Raw genomic sequence first — 22,257 nt, 5'->3', positions numbered from 1 at the left:
ACCTTCGCCTTTACAATAGCCGGTTGCCCCGAGCCCGCCCGGCTGCCGCAAGCAGCGTTTGCCGGGCCGCCCTCACTGACAGACAGATATCCGCGTGACCCAGTCCCTGACCGTTTCCGACTTCAATTACGACCTGCCGCCAGAGCTTATCGCGCAGACGCCCGCCGCCACGCGCACGGGCAGCCGCCTGCTGCATCTGGACGCCGCCAGCCAGCTGCACGACCGCCAGTTCGCCGACCTGATCGACCTGCTGCGGCCGGACGACCTGCTGGTGTTCAACGACACCCGCGTCATCAAGGCGCGCCTGGCGGGCCACAAGATCACCGGCGGCAAGGTCGAGGTGCTGGTCGAACGCATCACCGAATCTGACCGCGTCCTGGCCCATGTGCGCGCCAGCAAATCGCCCGGCCCCGGCATGGTGCTGCGTCTGGCCGATGCCTTCGAGGCCACCGTGCTGGGCCGAGAGGGTGAGCTTTTCGACATCCGCTTTCCTGGCCCCGTGCTGGACCTGCTGGACGCCCACGGCGCCACCCCGCTGCCGCCCTACATCACGCACGCGGCCGACGCCGGCGACGACGACCGCTATCAGACCGTCTACGCGCGCGAGCCCGGCGCGGTCGCCGCCCCCACGGCCGGGCTGCACTTTGACCAGCCCACGCTGGACCGCCTGGCCGACCTGGGCATCGCGCGCGCCTTCGTCACGCTGCATGTGGGCGCGGGCACGTTCCAGCCGGTGCGGGTCGACAATCTGGCCGACCACATCATGCATGCCGAATGGTTCACGGTGCCGCAGGCCACGGTGGACGCCATTGCCGCCACCCGCGCCAAAGGCGGACGCGTGATCGCCGTGGGCACCACCAGCGTGCGCGCGCTGGAATCGGCCGCCGCGCAGACCGAAGGCCGCACGGCCGACGGCCTGCCGCTGGCCGCCGCCCAGGGCGACACCCGCCTTTTCATCACCCCCGGGTACCGGTATCGCGTCGTGGACGCCCTGGTCACCAACTTCCACCTTCCCCAGTCCACCTTGCTGATGCTGGTGTCGGCGCTGGCCGGCGTCGAGCCGATCCGCCGCGCCTACGCGCATGCCGTGGCCCAGCGCTACCGCTTCTTCAGCTATGGTGACGCCATGTTTATCGAGTCCCTCGCCCCATGACCGGTCTGAATTTCGAACTGCTCGCCACTGACGGCGGCGCCCGCCGCGGCCGCATCACGTTGAACCATGGCGTGGTCGAGACGCCCATCTTCATGCCCGTGGGCACCTATGGCAGCGTCAAGGCCATGATGCCGCACGAGCTCAAAGAGATCGGCTCGCAGATCGTGCTGGGCAACACGTTCCACCTGTGGCTGCGCCCGGGCACGGAAATCATGGAAAAGCATGGCGGCCTGCACGGCTTCATGCAGTGGGACAAGCCCATCCTGACCGACTCGGGCGGCTTCCAGGTATTCAGCCTGCAAGGCATGCGCAAGATCACCGAGGAAGGCGTCAAGTTCGCCTCGCCGATCGACGGCGCGCGCCTGTTCCTGACGCCCGAGGAATCGATGCGCATCCAGCGCTCGCTCAATTCCGACATCGTCATGGTGTTCGACGAATGCACGCCCTATGAAATCGACGGCCGTCCGGCCACGGTCGAGGAAGCGGCCCGCTCGATGCGGATGTCGCTGCGCTGGGCGCGCCGCTCGCGCGATGAATTCGACCGCCTGGGCAACCCGAACGCGCTGTTCGGCATCGTCCAAGGCGGCATGTACGAATCGCTGCGCGACGAATCGCTGGCCGGCTTGCAGGACATCGGTTTTCATGGCTACGCCATCGGCGGCCTGTCGGTGGGCGAGCCCAAGGAAGACATGATGCGCATCCTGGCGCACGTCACGCCCAAGCTGCCCGCCCAGGCGCCCCGCTACCTGATGGGCGTGGGCACGCCGGAAGACCTGGTCGAAGGCGTCAGCCGTGGCGTGGACATGTTCGATTGCGTCATGCCCACCCGCAACGCCCGCAACGGCTGGCTGTTCACCCGTTTTGGCGACGTCAAGATCCGCAACGCCAAGTACCGCGACGACACCCGCCCGCTGGACCCCAGCTGCGCCTGCCACACCTGCTCGAACTTCTCGCGCGCCTATCTGCACCACCTGCAACGGGCCAACGAGATCACCGGCGCGCGCCTGAACACGCTGCACAACCTGCATTTCTACCTGACCATCATGCAAGAAATGCGCGAAGCCATCGCCGAAGGGCGCTTTGACGCATGGCGCGCGCAGTTCGCCGCCGACCGGGCGCGCGGCATCGAATAAACCGGCCTTTTTCCAGGGGGGGTCTTTTCTATTGGGATTCCGTCCCCATAGATTGGGATCCATCCCTAGTGAAAGGCCGGCAATAACCTAGATACAATAGTCGGCTTGCCCTATCCATGGCTCGCGCGGGGATGGGCGCATAACAACACAGCTAAGGGGTTTGGCGATGACCTACGGTTACATAGAGAACCCGGGCATGGCTGGCCGTAGCAACAAACAACCCACACAGACTTAAACGCAGGAGAATTCAATGTCCGTTATCGATACCGCAAGCCTCGTCGTGGCTCAAGCCGCCGCCCCTGAAGGCAATGCGCTGATGGGCATGCTGCCCATCGTCCTGATGTTCGTGATCCTCTATTTCCTGATGATCCGCCCGCAGATGAAGCGTCAGAAGGAACACCGCAACCTGATCGCCGCCCTGGCCAAGGGTGACGAAGTGGTCACCGCCGGCGGCATGCTGGGCAAGGTCACCAAGGTCAACGACAGCTACGTGACCGTTGAAGTGTCCGAACTGGCCGACAAGCCCGTTGAAGTCATCATGCAGAAGTCGTCCGTGTCGACCGTGCTGCCCAAGGGAACCATCAAGGCCCTGTAAGCGTCTCATGAGAGCCCCATCGGGCTCTCATGTCCGATTGGGCCTGCCACCGCCCGGCGCGCTTGTCGCCCGGGCGGTCCTTTTATCACTCTGACATGAAGTAGCCGGCAATGAACCGCTATCCCCTCTGGAAGTACATTACGGTCCTGATCGCGGTCATCATTGGCCTGCTGTACACCCTTCCCAATTTCTACGGCGAATCCCCCGCGGTCCAGGTATCCAGCGCCAAGGCCACCATCAAGGTGGATGCAGCGATGTTGAGCCGGGTCGAACAGATTCTGACCGACGCCAAGATCCCCAACCAAGGCGTGTACTACGAACAAAACGGCACGCTCGGCACCGTGCGCGCCCGTTTCACCTCGACCGACCTGCAATTGCAGGCGCGCGACCTGCTCGACAAATCCCTGAACACCGTTGCCGGCGACCCGCATTACACGGTTGCGCTGAACCTGCTGCCCGCGTCCCCCGCCTGGATGCGCGCGATGGGCTGGTTCGCTCCCAAGCCGATGTACCTGGGCCTGGACCTGCGCGGCGGCGTGCACTTCCTGCTGCAAGTGGACATGCAAGGCGCGCTGACCGCCCGCTACGACTCCCTGGCCGCCGACGTGCGTTCCGTGTTGCGTGACCAGAAGGTCAACGTGACCGGCGTCGAGCGCTCGGGCATGGGTGTTGCCGCCACGTTCGCCAACAACGACGACCGCGACCGCGCCATCGCCACGCTGCGCACCCGCCTGCCCGACCTGGAATTCACGGAACGCGAAGAAGCCGGCAAGCCGCTGCTGCTGGGCGCCCTGAACCCCGCCGCCGTCCAGCGCGTGCAGGATTCCGCGCTGAAGCAGAACATCAACACCCTGCATAACCGCATCAATGAACTGGGCGTGGCCGAACCGGTCATCCAGCAGCAGGGCGCGGACCGCATCGTGGTGCAACTGCCCGGCGTGCAGGACGTGGCCAAGGCCAAGGAACTGCTCGGCCGCACCGCCACGCTTGAAATCCGCATGGTTGACGACACGCCCACCGCGCAAGCCGCGCTGCTGGGCGGCACCGTGCCTTTCGGCCTGGAACGCTACAACGACCGCGACGGTCGCCCGATCCTGGTTCGCCGCCAGGTCGTCCTGACCGGTGAAAACCTGCAAGACGCCCAGCCCGGCCGCGATACGCAAACCCAACAAGCCGCCGTCCACCTGACGCTCGACTCCAAGGGCGCCCGCATCTTCCGCGACGTCACCCGCGACAACATCGGCAAGCGCATGGCCATCCTGCTGTTTGAAAATGGCAAGGGCGAAGTGGTTACCGCGCCGGTCATCCGCAGCGAAATCGCAGGCGGCCAGGTGCAGATCTCGGGCAGCATGAGCTCCGAGGAAGCCGCCGACACCGCGCTGCTGCTGCGCGCTGGCGCGCTGGCCGCGCCGATGTCGATCGTCGAAGAACGCACCATTGGCCCGAGCCTGGGCGCCGACAACATTTCGAAGGGCTTCCATTCGACGTTGTACGGTTTCCTGGCCATCGCCGTCTTCATCATCCTGTACTACCACTTGTTCGGTGTGTTCTCCACGATCGGCCTGACGCTGAACGTGCTGCTGCTGCTGGCGCTGTTGTCCATGCTGCAAGCCACGCTGACCCTGCCAGGTATCGCCGCTATCGCGCTGACGCTGGGCATGGCCATTGACTCGAACGTGCTGATCAATGAGCGGATACGGGAAGAACTGCGCGCCGGGGCGACGCCTCAGCAGGCCATCCACCAAGGTTTCGAACGCGCCTGGGGCACGATTCTTGACTCGAACCTCACGACGCTCATCGTCGGCCTGGCACTGCTGGCCTTCGGCTCGGGTCCGATCCGGGGCTTCGCGGTGGTGCACTGCCTGGGCATCCTGACCTCGATGTTCTCGTCGGTCGTCGGCGTGCGCGCCCTGGCCAACCTGTACTACGGCCGCAAGAAAAAGCTGACCACGATCTCCATCGGCGAAATCTGGAAGCCGAAGGCAAACTGACAATAAAGCGGACGGCCCGCAGCCGTCCGCCATAGAAAAGAACCGAAGGCGAAAAATGGAATTTTTCCGTATTCACCGCACCATCCCGTTCATGCGCCATGCGTTGGTGCTGAACATCATCAGTCTCGTCACCTTCGCGCTGGCGGTCTTCTTCATCATCACGCGTGGCTTTCACCTGTCGATCGAGTTCACCGGCGGCACGGTCATGGAAGTCAACTACGCCCAGACGGCGCAGCTTGAAAACGTGCGTGGCGTGGTGTCCAAGCTGGGCTACAGCGATTTCCAGGTGCAGAACTTCGGCACCTCGCGCGACGTCATGATCCGCCTGCCGCTGCAGGAAGGCCAAACGTCGGCCACCCAAAGCGAAAGCGTGCTGGCCGCGCTGAAAACAGCCGACTCCAGCGTTGAATTGCGCCGCGTCGAATTCGTCGGCCCCCAGATCGGCCAGGAGCTGCTGCACAACGGCTTGATGGCCCTCTTGGTGGTGGTCATCGGCATCATGGTGTACCTGGGCTTCCGCTTTGAATGGAAGTTCGCCGTCGCCGGCGTGATCGCCAACTTGCACGACGTGGTGATCATCCTGGGCTTCTTCGCCTTCTTCCAGTGGGAATTCTCGCTGGCGGTGCTGGCGGGCGTGCTGGCCGTGCTGGGTTACTCCGTGAACGAATCCGTGGTCATCATGGATCGGATCCGCGAAAACTTCCGCAAGTACCGCAAGGCGGACGTCACAGAGGTCATCAACAGCGCCATCACCCAGACCATTTCGCGGACCATCATCACCCACGGTTCGACGCAGATGATGGTGCTGGCCATGCTGTTCTTCGGCGGCCCCAGCCTGCACTACTTCGCCATGGCCCTGACCATCGGCATCTGGTTCGGCATCTACTCGTCGGTGTTCGTCGCCGCCGCGCTGGCCATGTGGATGGGCGTCAAGCGCGAAGACCTGATCAAGCCGGTCAAGAAGGAAGGCGAGGAAGGCGAAGTCGCCTGATCCGCGCAGAGCCCACCCGGCCCTGAAAACCCGTCGCCCGCGCGACGGGTTTTTTATTTATGGCGGCATGCGGGATCGGCCCGTCCGCTCGCAACGGGGCGGGGTCCGCACTGTACTGTCCCTCCCGCCTTCTGGTGTACGGGTACGAATCTTCCCGCATTCGCTACCATAGACCACCATGAAACTCACCATCGATCATCTCGTCATCGCCGCGGCGGATCTTGCCAGCGGTACGGAATACGTCGCCCAGGTCCTGGGTGTGGCGCCTTCGGGCGGCGGCGCGCACCCGCGCATGGGCACTCACAACCGGGTGCTGGGCATGGCGGACGGCGTCTACCTTGAGGTCATCGCCATCGATCCCGAGGCGCCCTCGCCCGAGCGGCCCCGGTGGTTCGGCCTGGACCAGGGCGCCATGCGCGCGCGGCTGGAACAAGGGCCCTTCCTGGCTCACTGGGCCGCGCGGGTCGAATCGCCGCTGGACTTAAGCCGCATGCAGGCCGAACATCCCGAGCGCATCGCGCCCGTCATTCCCATGACGCGCGGCGACCTGCGCTGGCGCCTTACGGTGCCGGACGACGGCAGCCTGCCCGTCTGGCGCGAAGCCGGCCACGCGGCGGGCGACGGCCTGCTGCCCACGCTGATCCAATGGGACGTGGACGCCTACCCCGGCATCAGCCTGCCGCGCCAACCCTTGAAACTCGTGCGCCTGACGGGCAGCCATCCGCAGGCGGGCCTGCTGCGGCAGGGACTGACCTGGATGGGCGCCGACACCCTTATCGACCTGGAACAGACCGACGGGCAGCCGCGCCTGACCGCGTTGATCGACACGCCGCAAGGGCCCAAGACCCTGGCGTGAACCGCGCCCGCCCCCCAATACAAACCGGAGACCCCGCATGACCGCCACCCGCAAACGTTTCGACGACGAACCCTATCTGGACCAATGCCAGGCCACTGTCATTGCCGTCACCCCTGAAGGCATCGAGCTGGACGAGACCATCTGCTATGCGCGCAGCGGTGGCCAGGCCGGCGACAGCGGCACGCTCACCCTACCCGACGGACGCGTGGTGGCGCTGGCGGATACGGTCTACGCGGATGACCGCCAACGCATCCTGCATGTGCTCGCCCTGGCCGAAGGCGAGGCGTCCCCGGCCGTGGGCGACCGTGTCACCGTCGCCATCGACTGGCCGCGCCGGCATCGTCTGATGCGCCTGCACACCTGCCTGCACCTGTTGGGCGCGCTGGTGCCCGCACCCGTCACCGGTTGCAGCATCTCGCCCGACTCGGCCCGCATCGATTTCGACCTGCCCGAATCCACCTTGGAAAAGGGCGAGCTGACCGAGCGCCTGAACGCGCTGATCAATCGCGGCCTGGACGTCACGGTGACCGGCATCACGCCCGAAGAACTGGCCGCCCAGCCCGATCTGGTGCGCACCGTGGGCGCGGCCCCGCCGACGGGCACCGCCAAAATCCGCATCGTTGACGTGCCCGGCGTGGACCGCCAGCCCTGTGGCGGCACCCATGTGCGCAACACCAGCGAAATCGGCGCCGTCGCAATCGCGAAGATCGAAAAGAAAAGCCGCACCAACCGCCGCGTGGTGGTCAACTTCGCCTGACGGCGGTGAACAAACAAAAAGGGCCGCGATTATCATCGCGGCCCTTTTTTTATCTGGCAGGAACGTTCACGTTTTCTTCCACCAGCGCCACGGCGCGCGCAGCGGCCATTGGTACTGGCTGCCCAGCACGCGCGGGGCCAGCACATGGCCGACCAGCACGGCGATGCCGGCCGCCGTCATCACGTCGGACAGGTAGTGATCCAGGTTGACCAGCCGGCTCATGGCGACCAGTGCCGCCAGCAGCAGGAAAGCCACGCGCCAGCGCGGGGCCAGGATGCTCAGGACCACCGCCACCGCAAACGCGGCGTAGGTGTGGCTGGATGGAAAGGAATTGAACTGCTGCACGCGCGAGAAAGATTCGCCCAGCCCGTAGATGCCCTTCTCGAAATACAGCTCGGGACGCGCGCGCGCCACCGATCGCTTGAGCAGCAGCACGATCAGCCCGCCCACCGCCATGGTCGACAGCATCAGCAGGCTGCCGCGCGCCATGCTGGCGTAGCTCATGCGCAGCGGGTTGCGCCAGCCGCGCGCAAGACCAATCAGGCCCACCACGTAAAACGCCAGCGCGACGCCGATGTACGGGCCGGTCTCGCCCATTTCTCCGACCCATTCAAAGGATTCGTTCACGCCGTCGGACACGGACTGCTTGATCCAGATGGCCAGCGGCAGGTCGACCCAGCGCGCACTGGCGCCTGCCAGCAACGCCAGGGCCACGGCCAACATCAGCCAGGTCGTCCACGAAAATGGGTTGCGAAACTGGTTCTGCGCAGGCAGGCCGGGCGCGGCAGGGGCCGCGGAAACAGCGGCCTCGGGCGTCAGGGGATTCGGATTCATCGATACCGCTCAAAGAAAATGAGAAATATTATTGCCGCCTGCAAACGAGCCGGCTCGCTATCGTAACGGCGACCCGCCCACCCGGCAAAGAAACAATTTCGATGCAAGGGTTAAAATTGCGCGTTTTCCATCCCTTTCAGCCCCCGGGATCTACACCCGTCACGGCGACCGACATGCAAGCTACCTCCCTCAAGCGCGGTAACGCGCCGCGCGACGGCGAATCCGCCGCCGCCCCCGCCCTGGATATTTCCGCCCCCCAGGCAGGCTCCGATTCCCCCCGCAAGCTGTACATCCGCACCTTCGGCTGCCAGATGAACGAGTACGACTCGGACAAGATGGCCGACGTGCTGCGTGGCGATCAGGGCCTGGAACTGACCGACAACCCCGAAGAGGCCGACGTCATCCTGTTCAACACCTGTTCCGTGCGTGAAAAGGCGCAGGAAAAAGTGTTCTCGGACCTGGGCCGCGTGCAGCACCTGAAAAAGACCAATCCCAATCTGGTGATCGGCGTGGGCGGCTGCGTGGCCAGCCAGGAAGGCGCGGCCATCGTCAAGCGCGCGCCGTATGTGGACGTGGTGTTCGGCCCGCAGACGCTGCATCGCCTGCCCGACCTGATCGCGCGCCGCCGCGCCGAAGGCCGCTCGCAGGTGGACATCAGCTTTCCGGAAATCGAAAAGTTCGACAACATGCCGCCCCCGCGCGTCGAAGGCGCGACGGCGTTCGTGTCCATCATGGAAGGCTGTAGCAAGTACTGTAGTTTCTGCGTCGTGCCGTACACGCGCGGCGAGGAAGTCTCGCGTCCCTTCGAGGACGTGCTGGTCGAAGTGGCCGACCTGGCCGACCAGGGCGTCAAGGAAGTGACGCTGCTGGGCCAGAACGTGAACGCGTACCGGGGCAAGATGGAAGGCACGGATGAGATCGCCGACTTCGCCATGCTGCTGGAATACGTGCATGAAATCCCCGGCATCGAACGCATCCGCTACACGACCTCGCACCCCAAGGAGATGACCCAGCGCATGGTGGACGCCTACGCGCGCCTGCCCAAGCTGGTGTCGTTCCTGCACTTGCCGGTGCAGGCCGGCAGCGACCGCGTGCTGGCCGGCATGAAGCGCGGCTACACCACGCTTGAATTCAAGTCCGTCGTGCGCCGCCTGCGCGCGGCCCGCCCCGACCTGACGCTGTCTTCCGACTTCATCGTGGGCTTTCCCGGCGAAACGGAAGAAGACTTCGAAAAGACCATGAAGCTGATCGAGGACGTCGGTTTCGACACCTCGTTCTCGTTCGTGTATTCGCGCCGGCCGGGCACGCCCGCCGCCGACCTGACGGACGACACGCCGCAGGACGTGAAGCTGCGCCGCCTGCAACGCCTGCAAGCGCTGATCAACGAGCAGGCGGCCACCATCGCCCGCAATATGGTCGGCACCCGCCAGCGCCTGCTGGTGGAAGGCCCCTCGCGCCGCGATCCCAACGAACTGATGGGCCGCACCGAGAACAACCGCATCGTGAACTTCGCCGCCCCCGCGCGGCTCATCGGACAAATGGTCGACGTCATCATCACCGAAGCGCACACCAATTCGTTGCGCGCCCGGGTGGCTGATGTGGACCGCGTTCCTCAAGAGGCCGAATGACCACTCCCCGTTCCCGCGCCCGCCGCAGCATGCCCGCCGTCGTCAATCTGGATGGCGACAACACCCACCTGGCCAATCTGTGCGGCCCGCTGGACGAAAACCTGCGTCAGCTTGCCGATGGCATGGGCGTGAAGCTCTCGCGACGCGGCAGCCGCGTCACCATCGAGGGCGAACAGGCCGAACTGGCTGGCCGCGTATTGCGGCGCTTTCACGAGCAGGCCGTGCACCGTTCGCTGTCGGTCGATGACATCCAGCTGGGGCTGGTCGAAATCGGCGTCGGACGCCAGGAAGACAACCAGGAAGCCCAGGCGCGGGAAGCCGACCCGCTGCCCGCCCTGGACGACGAAAGCGACGGCATCGCGCTGCGCACCAAGCGCAGCGACCTGCGCCCGCGCACGCCGCGCCAGCGCGACTACCTGAACAACATCCTCAAGCACGACATCACGTTCGGGGTCGGCCCCGCCGGCACCGGCAAGACCTGGCTGGCCGTGGCCTGCGCCATCGACGCCATGGAACGCGACACGGTGCAGCGGCTGGTGCTGACCCGCCCGGCCGTCGAAGCCGGCGAGCGCCTGGGCTTCCTGCCGGGCGATCTGGCCCAGAAGGTGGACCCGTATCTGCGCCCGCTGTACGACGCGCTGTACGACCTGATGGGGTTCGAGAAGGTGCAGCGCCTGTTCGAAAAGCAGACGATCGAAATCGCGCCGCTGGCCTATATGCGCGGCCGCACGCTGAACCACGCGTTCGTCATCCTGGATGAAGCGCAGAACACCACGCCTGAACAGATGAAGATGTTCCTGACGCGGATCGGCTTTGGCAGCAAGGCGGTCATCACCGGCGATCCCTCGCAGGTGGACCTGCCGCGCGGCCAGGACAGCGGCCTGGCCCATGCGGTCAAGGTGCTGGAAGACGTTCAGGGCATCGCCACCACCCGCTTCACCAGCCGCGATGTCGTGCGCCACCCGCTGGTCGCCCGCATCGTCGACGCCTATGACCGCGCCTCTGAAAATGAAGCCTGAACTGTCCCTGTCGGTGCAATACGGGGTCGAAGAAGCCCGCCTGCCCCGCTGGCGCCTGCGCCGCTGGGCCGAGCGCGCGCTGGCGGCGGCGGCCGAGGACGGCCTGGTGGATTTTTCGGCGGCTGAACTCAGCTTGCGCCTGGTCGGCGCGGCCGAGGGCCGACGCCTGAATCGCGATTTCCGGCAGCGCGATTACGCCACCAACGTGCTGACCTTCGAGTACGGCGTCGATCCGGTCGGCGTGGCGCGCGGCGATATCGTGATGTGCGTGCCCGTGCTGGTGCGCGAAGCGCGCGAACAGCGCAAGCCGCTGCTGGAGCATGCCGCGCACCTGACCATCCATGGCGTGCTGCATTCGCTGGGCTACGACCACATCAAGGCGCGCGACGCCAAGCGCATGGAGGCGCTGGAAACCGCCACCTTGGCGCAAATGGGCATTGCGGACCCTTACGTGATGGCCGACGGGCGCTGACCTGCCGCAAGCCGCGCGGGAGCCTTCGGGTCAACCCCTAGGTTCCCGCGAAATTGGCGTCGCGCAAGGCGCAGATGCCGTCGTTTGGCCTCATTTTCGGGCGTGCAGTTACAAAAGCATGCCGACTTTCGGTTATGCTGGCCCCTCCCTAACTTGTCCTCCCGGACGATGTCTGACCCTTACCCTGCTCCTGAAGCGACCTCTGCTCGCTCATCCAAACCCGCCACCAAATCCCTTCTAGACCGCCTGCTTTCCCTTGTGCGCCGAGAGCCCGAGGACCGTGAAGGCATCAAGGCCATTCTGGAAGCCGCCCACGACCGCAACCTGCTGGATGCGGAGTCCTACAAGATGATCAAGGGCGCGCTGGCCGTGTCCGAAGGCACCGTTGGCGACATCATGGTTCCGCGTTCGCGCATGGACCTGCTGGACGTCACGCAGCCCATCCCGTATCTGGTGGCCTCGGTCATTGAAACCGCGCACTCGCGGTTTCCGGTGTACGAGGGCGATCGCGACAACATCATCGGCATCCTGCTGGCCAAGGATCTGCTGCGCTGCATGCTGGAACCCGGCATTGAAGTGCGCACGCTGGTTCGGCCCGCCGTGTTCATCCCCGAGTCCAAGCGCCTGAACGTGCTGCTGCACGAATTCCGCGCCAGCCGTAACCACCAGGCCATCGTCATCGACGAGCATGGCGGCATTTCGGGGCTGGTCACGATGGAAGACGTGCTGGAACAGATCGTCGGCGACATCGAAGACGAATTCGATGAAACCGAGGAAGACGAAATCTTCCCCGAAGGCGAAAACCAGTGGCGCGTCATGGCGGCCACCGATATCTCGCACTTCAACGAAGTGTTCGGCTGCCAGTTGCCCGACGACGAATACGACAGCGTCGGCGGCTGGATGGGCGGCCAACTCGGCCGCATCCCGCGCCGCGGCGACGTCGCCGAATTCGACGGCCTGCGCATGGAAGTGGCGCGCGGCGACGCGCGTCGCGCCATCTGGTTGCGCGTCAAGCGCAACGTCCCGGCCTCAACGCCCCGCCCCGACGACAACGCATGAGCCGCACCCCGCGCAGCATCCTCCTGCGCGGCGCCGCCGGCTTGACGCTGGCGGGCGCCGTGCACGCCCTGACTTTCGCGCCCGGCCCGCTGCCGGATTGGGCCCTGGCCATCACGCAGATCCTGATGCTGGCCATCGCGGCGCGCGTCACCCTGACCGCGCCGTCCGCCCCCCAGGCCTGGCTGCGCGGCTGGCTGTTCGGCTTCGCCACTTACGCGGTGGGCCTGTACTGGCTATTCATCAGCATGCACCGCTATGGCGACCTGGCCGCGCCGCTGGCTGTGGCGGGTGTGCTGGCCCTGTCGGCTTTCCTCGCGCTGTTCCCCGCGACGGCCAGCGCGCTGACGCGTCGCTACGCCCCGCTCACCGCCAACGCCGCGCCGCTGGGCATTCTGGCTTCAACGCTGACCTGGGCGGCGATGTGGGCGGCCTTTGAATGGCTGCGCGCGGTCTTGCTGACGGGTTTCCCGTGGCTGAACATCGGCTACGCGCAGGTGGACAGCCCGATCGCCGGCTGGGCCCCCATCCTGGGCGTGCACGGCATGGCGTTCGTGGCCGCCTTCGCGGCTGCCGCCATCGCCAGCTTGTGGCAGCCCTCACGCAAGAAAGCAATGGACTCGCGCCAGGCGCTGGCGGCCGGCGTCGCGGTGGCGCTTGCCGCCGTGGGCTGGCCCTTGTCGCGCATGGACTGGTCCACGCCCACGGGCGAGGCCCTCAATGTGCGGCTCATCCAGGGCAACATCGAGCAATCGCAGAAGTTCGATCCGGCGCTGCTTGAACAAAGCCTGGTGCGGCATCTGGAAATGACGGCATTGCCGCCTGCGCCGGGCGTGCCCGCGCCGCAACTGGTGATCCTGCCCGAAACGGTGCTGCCGGTCTTCCAGGACCAACTGGATCCGCGCATCTGGGACGCCTGGCGCGGCGTGGCCGCCAAAGGCAACATGACGATCGCCATGGGCGTGCCGCTGCACGACCGCGTCGATGGCCGCGACCGCTACACCAACAGCGTGATCAGCTTTGACGGCAACACGCCCTTGCAGCAACTGCTGACCGGCGGCACGGCCATGCGTTACGACAAACGCCACCTGGTGCCGTGGGGCGAATATGTGCCGCCCGGCTTCCACTGGTTCGTCGACATGTTGAACATTCCGCTGGGAGATTTCGATCGCGGCGCGCCGCGCCAGACGCCCTTTGCGGTGGGCGGCCAGCACATCGCCTTCAACATCTGCTACGAAGACCTGTTCGGCCCCGACCTCTTGCCCGCGTTGCAACCCGGCGCGAACGGCGAGCCCGGCGCCACCATCCTGGTCAACGTCAGCAACCTGGGCTGGTTCGGCAATTCGTGGGCCCTGCGCCAGCATTTGCAGATCGGCCGGCTGCGCACCATGGAAACCGCGCGGCCCATGCTGACGGCCACCAACACCGGCATCACGGCCGCCATCGACGCCAAGGGCCATGTCGCGGCCCAGCTCGCGTCGCTGCAACCGGGCATGCTGCCCGTTTCGGTCCAGGGCATGACGGGGCTGACCCCCTACGCGCGCTTCGGCGACAAACTTGCGCTGGCGCTGATGGGACTGGTCCTGATCGCAGCCATCGGCGGCCACCGCAAGAGCCGCCGCGACTGACGACGCGACTGACGGCGCGGAGGTGCGGACGGGCATGATCGGCGCAAGCGGATCGTGCCCGTTTTTATTTCACGGGCTTGCGCCGTTTGCCGAGTCATTTGCGCGTTCTTTTCGCGCCCTCTTCCACGCACTTTTCCGCGTACTTTGCGCGCCCGTTCCCGTTCTTTTCGCAACCAGGCCGCATGCGCGCATACACCTACGCGAACAGATTCGCGGGCAGGCTGCCGCTGTCATCGGGCGGGAGCGAAGGCCCCGCGCCCGCGCCGGTCAACTCGATAGCGGCGGCGACGGCGTCCATGTCGTCGCTATCCAATTCCAGTTCGGCCGCGCCCAGCAGGCCATTGACCTGCGCGGCGCTACGCGCGCCGACGATCGCGCCCGTGACGCCCGGCCACGCCAGTGTCCAGGCGGCTGCCACAGCGGCCACCGTCGTGCCATGACGTTCGGCAATGGGCCTCATGGCGTCGGCCAAGGCAAGATTCCGGGTCAGGTTGGGCGGCGTGAATTCCGCGTTGCGCGCGCGCCAGTCGTCTGGCGGCAACGCCCGTGCCCGCTCGGCGGAAAACGCGCCGGTCAGCAGGCCGGATTGCATCGGGCTGTAGACGATGACGCCGATGTCGTGCTCGGCGCACCATGGAATCAGGTCGGCCGCCGCTTCGCGCTGAATCGCTGAAAAAGGGGGCTGCAAGGAATCGACCTGCGCCAGGGCCTGGGCCGCCTGCACCTGCGCCAGATTGTGATTCGACAGGCCAATCGCGGCGACCTTGCCCTCTTGTTTGAGGTCCAGCAGTTCTTGCCAATAGGTCTCGATCGGCGTGCCGTCGCCCGCCGGCCAGTGCATCTGATAAAGGTCGATGCGTTCCACGCCCAGCCGCCGCAGCGACCCTTCGATTTCGCGGCGGATGCTGACGGGCGCGCCGGTTCGGCGCGGCATTGCCTGTGGATTGTCGGGCGACCAGGTCAGCCCGCATTTGGTGAACACGTATGGCCGTTCGCTGGGCGCCATCTGCGCCAATGCGCGGCGCACGACGTCTTCGGAATGCCCCAGCCCGTACACCGCCGCCGTGTCGATCCAGTTGATGCCACGATCCACGGCCAGCCGGATCGCGGCGATGGAATCCGCGTCGTCTTGCGCGCCCCAGCCCACCGCCCATCCGTTACCACCCATCGCCCAGGCGCCCAATCCGATGCGGGTGATGTTCATGCCGCTGCGGCCCAACGGCCGGGTGGGGAACGATGTCTTTGTGCTCATGCCGGAATTCTCTCGTTGTCGCGTTGAAGTTTTTTACGCGTAAGCCACAGGAAGGCAAAATTTTTTGTCTCTCACGATAGCATCTGCACAAGCCATTGATTTTTCTGGATTCCGCTTGGTCGACGCCGTCATTCCAGCGCTGCTTTCGCTCATAAAATAAGCAGAAAAACGCATCCAACCCCCATTTTTTTTGTCGTTTTATGATTTTTGGCCCCGATCGACTTGCACACCCGATTTTGTTCGTGCATAATCTCGTTTCTTCGCCAACGGCACTAAACAAAACCGGCAACGAACTACGAAAAAGCGCACAATAAAACGTGTGTTTTCCTCGTAAAACGTAGCAGGAATTGATTAGAGAAACGGGGGTATAGCTCAGCTGGGAGAGCGCTTGCATGGCATGCAAGAGGTCAGCGGTTCGATCCCGCTTACCTCCACCAGTCAACAGCGAAGAATGCAGTACCAGTAAGTCCAAGTCCCCTTCGTCTAGAGGCCTAGGACATCACCCTTTCACGGTGAGTACAGGGGTTCGAATCCCCTAGGGGACGCCAGTTCACTGGCAGCAGTACAGAAGTAGATAAGTGCAGTTGAAGTGACAAAGTAGTTGAGTAAGCCGCTGCGGAGCGGTAGTTCAGTTGGTTAGAATACCGGCCTGTCACGCCGGGGGTCGCGGGTTCGAGCCCCGTCCGCTCCGCCAAAAGCTCTCGCTCTGAGTCTTTCAAGAGCTCCGTCTTCGGGGCTTTTTGCTTTTATAGAGTGTGAGACCTTGTTGTTTGCAGTTTGGAACATCAGGGCGCCCTGGGGGGTATAGCTCAGCTGGGAGAGCGCTTGCATGGCATGCAAGAGGTCAGCGGTTCGATCCCGCTTACCTCCACCAGTACGCGGTACGTAGTAAAGTTGTTTGCAGTTCTGTAGTTCAGGTCCCCTTCGTCTAGAGGCCTAGGACATCACCCTTTCACGGTGAGTACAGGGGTTCGAATCCCCTAGGGGACGCCAGCCTTCTGGCATGGCGTTGATAGTTCGTAGTACCAAGCTGCCTTGACAACGCAGTGTAGTAATGAAGATCAGTAAACCGCTGCGGAGCGGTAGTTCAGTTGGTTAGAATACCGGCCTGTCACGCCGGGGGTCGCGGGTTCGAGCCCCGTCCGCTCCGCCAAGCACTCTGTGCTTGCCAGCATTGAAGTATGCAGTACTTGAAGTACGCAGCATCGCAATACCTGAAGCATTACCCGCATCACCAATCCTGCACCACATGACACCATCGAAGCTCCGGATTCCGGAGCTTTTTTGCATTCTGCGTCCGCGTATTCCCCCACGCAATTCGTGCATTTTCCTTTTCTTTTACCCCGCCGCCAAGACTCGTCCGTTTTGCTCTCTGGACAGCCGCGCCGCGCGCCTGCATCCTGTTGGCTCACGCCACGCGAACCGAAGAGGCCTACGTGACCGAAAACGCCGCCGCGCCCCACGCGCATCGCCAACACCTGCAAGCCATCATCGCGGGTTTGAATGAAGGCATCATCCTGCTCGAACCCGACGGCTCAATTGCTTGGGCCAACCAAAGCGCACTTGAACTGCACGGCGCCGATACCCTGGAAGCGCTGGGCGGCACGCCCGCCGGCTATCGCAAGCGCTACACGCTTACCTACCGCAATCATCATCGGGTGCCCGCGCGCCAGTATCCGCTGGACCGGCTGGCCGCCGCCGAGACGTTCGACGACCTGCTGCTGGACCTGGGCCGCAAAGACGATGAAGAATTCTTGCGCAACGTGCGCGCGCGCGGCCTGAATCTGGAAGGCGACAGGGATGCGGATTACCGCGTGCTGATCCTGCATGACCAAACCGCGCAGATGAATGCGGAACAGCGCTTCGAGCGCACCTTCGGCGCGAACCCCGCGCCCGCGTTGATCTGCCGTCTTTCCGACCTGCGTTACGTGAAAGTGAACCAGGGCTTTCTGGAAATGACGGGCTACACGCGCGAGACCGTGCTGGGCAAATCGGCCTATGAACTGGACGTGCTGGACGGCGGTGACGACAAGGAACGCGCGGTCGCCAACCTGAACGAAGGCAAGACCATTCCTCAGCGGGAAGGCGTGGTGAAAATGGCGGACGGCGGCACGAAATTCGTGATGGTCGCCGGCCAGCCGATCGACATGCAGGACGAGCCCTGCATGCTGTTCACCTTCATCGACCTGGAAGGCCGCAAGCGCACCGAAATGGCGTTGCGCGAAAGCGAGGAACGGTTTTCCAAGGCGTTCAAGCTGGCGCCCGTGCCGATGGCCGTGTGCGAGGGCGACACGCTGCGCGTGCTGGACATCAACGACGCGTTCGCGGCGGTCACGGGCGCATCGCCCGAGGATAGCGTGGGCACCGCTTTGACCGAGGTGGGCCTGCAACCCTACGAGGGCATGGCCGCCAGCCTGAAGCGCGGCGAAAGCGCCCGCAACCGCGAAGCCACGCTGACCACTCAGGACGGCGGCGCGCTGGATTGCCTGGTGTCCGCCGAGCCCGTGATGATCGGCGGGCAGCGCCGGCTGCTGATCGTGATGCAGGACATCACCGAGCGCAAGCGCTCCGAAACCGAACTGCTGGCCGCCATCGAGGCCGTCATGCAGGACACCTCGTGGTTCAGCCGGGGCATTATCGAAAAGCTGGCGCAGTTGCGCCAACCCGCCCCTGCCTCGCGCGACGTGGCCGAACTGGCGCAACTGACCACGCGCGAACGCGAAGTGCTGGGCCTGCTTTGCCAGGGCCACGATGACGATGGCATCGCCAAGGCGCTGAAACTGTCGCGCAACACGGTGCGCAATCACGTGGCCACCATCTACAGCAAGATTGGCGTGCATCGCCGCAGCGCCGCCATTGTCTGGGCGCGCGACCGGGGCATTACCGGCCACGAGTCCGCGCGCGTACGCGACAAGCCCGCCAAGGACTGAAAGCGTCGCATCAAGCAGTAGAGCGCTACGAATTTACAATTAGAATCAAAATATCCGGGGGGATGGCGTCGCCGAAGATGCCAACGCGTTAAACAACGCGACGCCGTTAAATCGTCCAATTGCGACGATTCCCCTGACAACACGCCAGCATTTTCGTGCTGTAGTCACGCATTGCGTAAAACGGGCGCAGCTTCTTACGATCCGCCGATCCCGCCCTTGCCTGACCCGGCAAGCGGCGCGACTTTCGTCAGACCGAATGGAGCCCGACCTTGCAAACCGCCTACATCCCCGTCCCGCAGACGTCCCGGAACCTTGCCGCCACGGCCTGGAGCACCGACGACATCCTGGCGCTTTACGCGCTGCCGTTCATGGACCTGGTGCACCGCGCGCAGCAAGTCCATCGCGAACATTTCGATCCCAACGCGGTGCAGCTGTCCAGCCTCTTGTCGATCAAGACCGGTGGCTGTCCCGAAGATTGCGCGTACTGCCCGCAGTCGTCGCACTACGACACCGGGCTGGAAGCGGACAAGCTGATGCCGCTGGATGAGGTCGTGGCCGCCGCGAAGGCCGCCCAGGCCGGTGGCGCGCAACGCTTCTGCATGGGCGCCGCCTGGCGCAGCCCGAAGCCGCATCATCTGGAGGCCGTGGCGGACATGGTCAGCGCCGTCAAGGCGCTGGGCCTGGAAACCTGCGTCACGCTGGGCATGCTGCGCGACGGCCAGGCCGAACAGCTCAAGAACGCCGGCCTGGACTACTACAACCACAACCTGGACACATCGCCGGAGTTCTACGGCAAGATCATTTCGACCCGCACCTACCAGGACCGCCTGGACACCCTGGAGCGCGTGCGCGATGCCGGCATCAACGTGTGCTGCGGCGGCATCGTAGGCATGGGCGAGTCGCGCCGCGAACGCGCTGGCCTGGTCGCGCAGTTGGCGAACATGGAGCCCTACCCCGAGTCCGTGCCGATCAACAACCTGGTGCAGGTGGAAGGCACGCCGCTGGCCGAGGTCGAGGCGCTGGACCCGTTCGAATTCGTGCGCACCATCGCCGTCGCGCGCATCACCATGCCGCGCGCCGCCGTGCGCTTGTCGGCTGGCCGCGAAGCCATGGACGACGCGATGCAGGCGCTGTGCTTCATGGCCGGGGCCAATTCGATGTTCTATGGGGACGCGCTGCTGACCACCGCGAACCCGCAGATGCAGGCCGACCAGCGCCTGCTGCAACGGCTGGGCATGCACGTGGACCCGGCTTCGCAGCAACCCAACACTGCGCAGCCGTGCACACAAGAGGGCTCGACGTGCCGTTGACGCCCGGGCTTCTTTACCTGCTGGCCAGCGTGACGTGCAGCGTCACCGTGGCCGTGCTGCTCAAGCTGGCGCGCCGCTACGAGGTGGATGTGCGCCAAGCCATCGCCATGAACTATGCCGTGGCCGCCCTGCTCTGCTGGTTCGTGCTGCAACCCGATCCCGCCGCGCTGCTTGCGCCGACCACGCCGTGGGCCGTGCTGGCCGCGCTGGGCGTGTTGCTGCCCAGCGTGTTCCTGGCCATGGCGGCGGCGGTGCGCCACGCGGGTATCGTGCGTAGCGACGCCGCGCAGCGCCTGTCGCTGTTCATTCCGCTGCTGGCGGCGTTCCTGCTGTTCGGTGAACCGGTCAACGGCCGCAAGCTGGCGGCGATTCTGCTGGCCTTCAGCGCGCTGGCTTGCCTGCTGCGACGGTCGGCGAGTGCTGCGACGGCTACCGGCATGACTGGCGTTGCGCCCGCGACGGGGTCGCCATCATCGACCGCGACGCCGGATCGCGGCATCTGGATGTGGCCGCTGCTGGTATGGCTGGGATATGGGGTGATCGACATCCTGTTCAAGCAGGTCGCGCGCGCAGGCACCGCCTTTGCGGGCGGGCTGCTCTTGGCGTTCGTGCTGGCGGGGGGGTTGATGCTGGCGTATCTGCTGGCGCGCCGGGTTCGGTGGCAAGGCCGGCACCTGTTGGCGGGCGTGGCGCTCGGCGTGGCCAACTTCGGCAATATCCTGACCTATATCCGTGCGCACCAGTCCTTGCCCGAGCACCCGGCGTTGGTGTTCGCTTCGATGAACATGGGCGTGATCACGCTGGGCACGCTGGTCGGCGCGCTGGTGTTCCGCGAACCGCTGACCCGCATCAACGCGCTAGGTATCGCGCTGGCGCTGGCCGCCATCGTATTGATGGCGCCCTGGTAGCACGCGCCCGCCGCTATCAGGTGCCGGTGCGGCGACGCCGTTCAGCGGGGGATTCAAGCTGCGAGGAGGACGCGTCCTCGCCTGCTGCGGCGTCGGTCGCCGAGCGATCGATGGCTGCGGATTGAGATGCTGTTGAGGGGGACGTCGACACGTCGGGCGTCGAAACGTCGGGCGTCGTGGCGTCGGCTGCCGTAGCACCGGCTGCCGCAGCGTCGGCTGCCGCAGCGTCGGCTGCCGCAGCATCGGCTGCCGCGACCTCAACTGCCGCCGTCTCGTCTATCGCACCATTGACCACCGCAGCGTCAACCGCCGCGCCATCGGCGGCCGCAGCATCGGCCGGCCACTCTTGCCTTAGCGCCGGATCGTCGATGACGGGGTCCGCAGGAGGCGCAGGCGCGGCGGCGGGGTCGGGCTGCACCATTTCCATGGTGATGTCGTTTTCGGGATCCACGCGCGGATCCAGCACGGCCGCCGCTGGCGAGCTTTGCAGGGTGTCGGGCATGGGCACGAAATGGGTCGGCGCTTCGTCGACCTGATGCGCGCCGGTAACGCGCGTAGGCCGTACCTGCCACACCAGGATCAAGGCGCAGGCCGAAATGAATACGTAGTACATGCTGGGACCCGCCAGCGACATCAGCAGCCCCGCGACCATCGGACCGATACAAGCGCCCACGCCGTAGGTCATGAGCAACACCGCCGACAAACTGACGCGGCGTTCGGACTCGACGTGGTCGTTGGCGAATGCCGCGCCCAACGGGTACAGCGTGAATTGCAGGATGCCGAACACGCACGACAGGGCCACCAGCGCCCAGTACGGCAAGGTCAGCCAGCCCCACATGACGGTGGGCAGCAGCACCAGCAACAAGGCATTGAAGCGGATCAGGCCCGCACGGTTGATGCGATCGGACAGCCAGCCCATCGGCCATTGCGACAGCAGCCCCGCCGTGACGGCGGCGGCCACGAAGACGGCGGCCTGCGAGGTCGTCAGGCCATGCTTGGCGCCGTACACGGCGGCCAGCCCATAGAAGGCGCCCGACAGATTGCCCGCCACGAACAGCACGGTCATGGACAGCGGCACTCGGCGCATGAAGAAGCGGATATCCAGCGGCGCGGGCAGCGGCGTGGGCGGGTGCGAGCGCGCGGTGACGGCAATGGGCACCAGGCACAGCACCAGGCACATGGCCACCAGCGTCAAGGGCCGCAGGTCCAGCGTGGCATAGGCGGTCAGCGCCAGTTGCCCCAGCACGGTGCCCAGCCCGGACACCACCATGTAGACCGAGAACACCCGGCCGCGCTGGTGGTTTTCAGTTTGTTCGTTCAGCCAGCTTTCGATGACCATGAATTCGGTCACCATCACCACGCCGGAGATCAGCCGGAAGACCAGCCACAGCGGCATGGAATCGACCAGCGTCTGCGCCAGGATCATGCTGGTGGCGATGGCCGCGCACGCGACGAACGCGCGGATATGACCCACGCGGATGATGAGCTTGTGCCCCAATCGCGCGCCGCACACCAGGCCCAGGTAGTAGCCGGCGATCAGGGCGCCGATCCACACTTCGCTGACAGACTGCGCCGTCAGCCGAAGGCCCATGTAGGTGTTGAACAGACCCGTGCCGATCAGCATCAGCAAGGTCGCGAAGTACAGGGACGAGAATGAGGAGATGGTGGCGAGCATGGCGTTGGCAACCGCTGCTGGCATTAGCGCGGCGGGCTGCACAGGCAGCCCGCCGCGTTGAGCGGTAAA

General features: G+C 65.1%; 17 protein-coding genes, 6 tRNA genes and 1 pseudogene. 21 read left to right on the top strand and 3 right to left on the bottom strand.

Annotated elements, in window-relative coordinates:
• Window positions 1-94 precede the first annotated feature (94 nt).
• From queA to API01S_RS16630, 7 genes are all read left to right on the top strand, one after another.
• The gene (queA, locus tag API01S_RS16660) at window positions 95-1,153 is read left to right on the top strand and encodes a tRNA preQ1(34) S-adenosylmethionine ribosyltransferase-isomerase QueA (protein WP_061305328.1); all 1,059 of its coding nucleotides are present in this window, start codon (window positions 95-97) and stop codon (window positions 1,151-1,153) included.
• Window positions 1,150-2,286, top strand: a complete 1,137-nt coding sequence (gene tgt / locus API01S_RS16655; RefSeq protein WP_006221219.1) for a tRNA guanosine(34) transglycosylase Tgt — start codon at window positions 1,150-1,152, stop codon at window positions 2,284-2,286. Before queA ends, tgt begins: the two co-directional genes overlap by 4 nt.
• Before the next feature lie 250 nt (window positions 2,287-2,536).
• On the top strand, window positions 2,537-2,881 hold the full coding sequence (gene yajC / locus API01S_RS16650; protein WP_006221220.1) for a preprotein translocase subunit YajC: 345 nt from the start codon (window positions 2,537-2,539) through the stop codon (window positions 2,879-2,881).
• A 110-nt stretch (window positions 2,882-2,991) separates the two neighbouring features.
• A complete protein-coding gene (secD, locus tag API01S_RS16645; RefSeq protein ID WP_006221221.1) occupies window positions 2,992-4,872 on the top strand; it encodes a protein translocase subunit SecD in 1,881 nt (626 codons plus the stop codon).
• 55 nt (window positions 4,873-4,927) lie between these two features.
• Window positions 4,928-5,863: a protein translocase subunit SecF gene (secF, locus tag API01S_RS16640; RefSeq protein WP_006221222.1), complete on the top strand. Its 936-nt coding sequence runs from the start codon at window positions 4,928-4,930 to the stop codon at window positions 5,861-5,863.
• 178 nt (window positions 5,864-6,041) lie between these two features.
• The gene (locus API01S_RS16635; RefSeq protein WP_061305326.1) at window positions 6,042-6,719 is read left to right on the top strand and encodes a VOC family protein; all 678 of its coding nucleotides are present in this window, start codon (window positions 6,042-6,044) and stop codon (window positions 6,717-6,719) included.
• 37 nt (window positions 6,720-6,756) lie between these two features.
• A complete protein-coding gene (locus API01S_RS16630) occupies window positions 6,757-7,476 on the top strand; it encodes an alanyl-tRNA editing protein (protein ID WP_050731145.1) in 720 nt (239 codons plus the stop codon).
• 66 nt (window positions 7,477-7,542) lie between these two features.
• Here the strand turns inward: API01S_RS16630 and API01S_RS16625 are convergent, their stop codons facing one another.
• Entirely contained in the window at window positions 7,543-8,310 is a 768-nt protein-coding gene (locus API01S_RS16625) for a phosphatase PAP2 family protein (protein ID WP_084802448.1), read from the bottom strand.
• 173 nt (window positions 8,311-8,483) lie between these two features.
• On the opposite strand from API01S_RS16625, the gene miaB reads away from it, so the two are divergent.
• The 5 genes from miaB (at window position 8,484) to lnt (ending at window position 14,113) form a co-directional block, all read left to right on the top strand.
• Window positions 8,484-9,938 (top strand): tRNA (N6-isopentenyl adenosine(37)-C2)-methylthiotransferase MiaB, encoded by a 1,455-nt coding sequence (miaB, locus tag API01S_RS16620; RefSeq protein WP_061305324.1) that lies wholly within the window; start codon window positions 8,484-8,486, stop codon window positions 9,936-9,938.
• Window positions 9,935-10,957 (top strand): PhoH family protein, encoded by a 1,023-nt coding sequence (locus API01S_RS16615; RefSeq protein WP_061305322.1) that lies wholly within the window; start codon window positions 9,935-9,937, stop codon window positions 10,955-10,957. The genes miaB and API01S_RS16615 overlap by 4 nt, the downstream gene beginning before the upstream one ends.
• The gene (gene ybeY / locus API01S_RS16610; protein WP_156330011.1) at window positions 10,947-11,429 is read left to right on the top strand and encodes an rRNA maturation RNase YbeY; all 483 of its coding nucleotides are present in this window, start codon (window positions 10,947-10,949) and stop codon (window positions 11,427-11,429) included. The genes API01S_RS16615 and ybeY overlap by 11 nt, the downstream gene beginning before the upstream one ends.
• Before the next feature lie 168 nt (window positions 11,430-11,597).
• A complete protein-coding gene (locus API01S_RS16605; RefSeq protein ID WP_039883529.1) occupies window positions 11,598-12,488 on the top strand; it encodes an HlyC/CorC family transporter in 891 nt (296 codons plus the stop codon).
• Entirely contained in the window at window positions 12,485-14,113 is a 1,629-nt protein-coding gene (lnt, locus tag API01S_RS16600) for an apolipoprotein N-acyltransferase (RefSeq protein WP_061305320.1), read from the top strand. Before API01S_RS16605 ends, lnt begins: the two co-directional genes overlap by 4 nt.
• A 196-nt stretch (window positions 14,114-14,309) precedes the next feature.
• On the opposite strand, the gene API01S_RS16595 is transcribed toward lnt, so the two are convergent.
• Window positions 14,310-15,365 (bottom strand): aldo/keto reductase, encoded by a 1,056-nt coding sequence (locus API01S_RS16595; protein ID WP_084802447.1) that lies wholly within the window; start codon window positions 15,363-15,365, stop codon window positions 14,310-14,312.
• Window positions 15,366-15,726: 361 nt separating this feature from the next.
• Between API01S_RS16595 and API01S_RS16590 the strand changes: the two genes are divergently transcribed.
• The 9 genes from API01S_RS16590 to API01S_RS16550 all read left to right on the top strand — a co-directional run bounded on the left by API01S_RS16590 (window position 15,727) and on the right by API01S_RS16550 (window position 20,513).
• Window positions 15,727-15,802, top strand: a tRNA-Ala gene (locus tag API01S_RS16590).
• Window positions 15,803-15,837: 35 nt separating this feature from the next.
• Window positions 15,838-15,913, top strand: a tRNA-Glu gene (locus API01S_RS16585).
• A 69-nt stretch (window positions 15,914-15,982) separates the two neighbouring features.
• Window positions 15,983-16,059: transfer RNA gene (locus API01S_RS16580), tRNA-Asp, on the top strand.
• 104 nt (window positions 16,060-16,163) lie between these two features.
• Window positions 16,164-16,239, top strand: a tRNA-Ala gene (locus tag API01S_RS16575).
• Between the two features lie 43 nt (window positions 16,240-16,282).
• Window positions 16,283-16,358, top strand: a tRNA-Glu gene (locus API01S_RS16570).
• 83 nt (window positions 16,359-16,441) lie between these two features.
• Window positions 16,442-16,518 (top strand) — tRNA-Asp (locus tag API01S_RS16565).
• Window positions 16,519-16,801: 283 nt separating this feature from the next.
• Window positions 16,802-18,295, top strand: coding sequence for a helix-turn-helix transcriptional regulator (locus API01S_RS16560; protein ID WP_039884462.1), 1,494 nt, complete (start codon window positions 16,802-16,804; stop codon window positions 18,293-18,295).
• A gap of 269 nt (window positions 18,296-18,564) precedes the next feature.
• Window positions 18,565-19,605, top strand: a complete 1,041-nt coding sequence (gene bioB, locus API01S_RS16555) for a biotin synthase BioB (RefSeq protein WP_061305319.1) — start codon at window positions 18,565-18,567, stop codon at window positions 19,603-19,605.
• Window positions 19,602-20,513 carry an EamA family transporter gene (locus API01S_RS16550; protein ID WP_061305317.1) on the top strand — a complete coding sequence of 304 codons (912 nt, stop codon included), beginning with the start codon at window positions 19,602-19,604 and terminating at the stop codon, window positions 20,511-20,513. The genes bioB and API01S_RS16550 overlap by 4 nt, the downstream gene beginning before the upstream one ends.
• A gap of 307 nt (window positions 20,514-20,820) precedes the next feature.
• Here the strand turns inward: API01S_RS16550 and API01S_RS16545 are convergent.
• Window positions 20,821-22,188: pseudogene (locus tag API01S_RS16545) on the bottom strand (MFS transporter); the annotation flags it as partial.
• Window positions 22,189-22,257: the final 69 nt, after the last annotated feature.

The organism is Achromobacter piechaudii NBRC 102461 (assembly GCF_001571245.1).
Classification (GTDB): domain Bacteria; phylum Pseudomonadota; class Gammaproteobacteria; order Burkholderiales; family Burkholderiaceae_B; genus Achromobacter; species Achromobacter piechaudii.
The sequence above is the reverse complement of the archived record's forward strand: the minus strand, read 5'-3'. Positions and strand labels throughout refer to the sequence as shown.

Excerpts from the sequence above, each read along its gene's own strand:
- tgt (WP_006221219.1), top strand. The coding sequence starts at position 1,150 with ATGACCGGTCTGAATTTCGAACTGCTCGCCACTGACGGCGGCGCCCGC.
- yajC (WP_006221220.1), top strand. The coding sequence starts at position 2,537 with ATGTCCGTTATCGATACCGCAAGCCTCGTCGTGGCTCAAGCCGCCGCC.
- secD (WP_006221221.1), top strand. The coding sequence starts at position 2,992 with ATGAACCGCTATCCCCTCTGGAAGTACATTACGGTCCTGATCGCGGTC.
- secF (WP_006221222.1), top strand. The coding sequence starts at position 4,928 with ATGGAATTTTTCCGTATTCACCGCACCATCCCGTTCATGCGCCATGCG.
- API01S_RS16635 (WP_061305326.1), top strand. The coding sequence starts at position 6,042 with ATGAAACTCACCATCGATCATCTCGTCATCGCCGCGGCGGATCTTGCC.
- API01S_RS16630 (WP_050731145.1), top strand. The coding sequence starts at position 6,757 with ATGACCGCCACCCGCAAACGTTTCGACGACGAACCCTATCTGGACCAA.
- API01S_RS16625 (WP_084802448.1), bottom strand. The coding sequence starts at position 8,310 with ATGAATCCGAATCCCCTGACGCCCGAGGCCGCTGTTTCCGCGGCCCCT.
- miaB (WP_061305324.1), top strand. The coding sequence starts at position 8,484 with ATGCAAGCTACCTCCCTCAAGCGCGGTAACGCGCCGCGCGACGGCGAA.
- API01S_RS16615 (WP_061305322.1), top strand. The coding sequence starts at position 9,935 with ATGACCACTCCCCGTTCCCGCGCCCGCCGCAGCATGCCCGCCGTCGTC.
- ybeY (WP_156330011.1), top strand. The coding sequence starts at position 10,947 with ATGAAGCCTGAACTGTCCCTGTCGGTGCAATACGGGGTCGAAGAAGCC.
- API01S_RS16605 (WP_039883529.1), top strand. The coding sequence starts at position 11,598 with ATGTCTGACCCTTACCCTGCTCCTGAAGCGACCTCTGCTCGCTCATCC.
- lnt (WP_061305320.1), top strand. The coding sequence starts at position 12,485 with ATGAGCCGCACCCCGCGCAGCATCCTCCTGCGCGGCGCCGCCGGCTTG.
- API01S_RS16595 (WP_084802447.1), bottom strand. The coding sequence starts at position 15,365 with ATGAGCACAAAGACATCGTTCCCCACCCGGCCGTTGGGCCGCAGCGGC.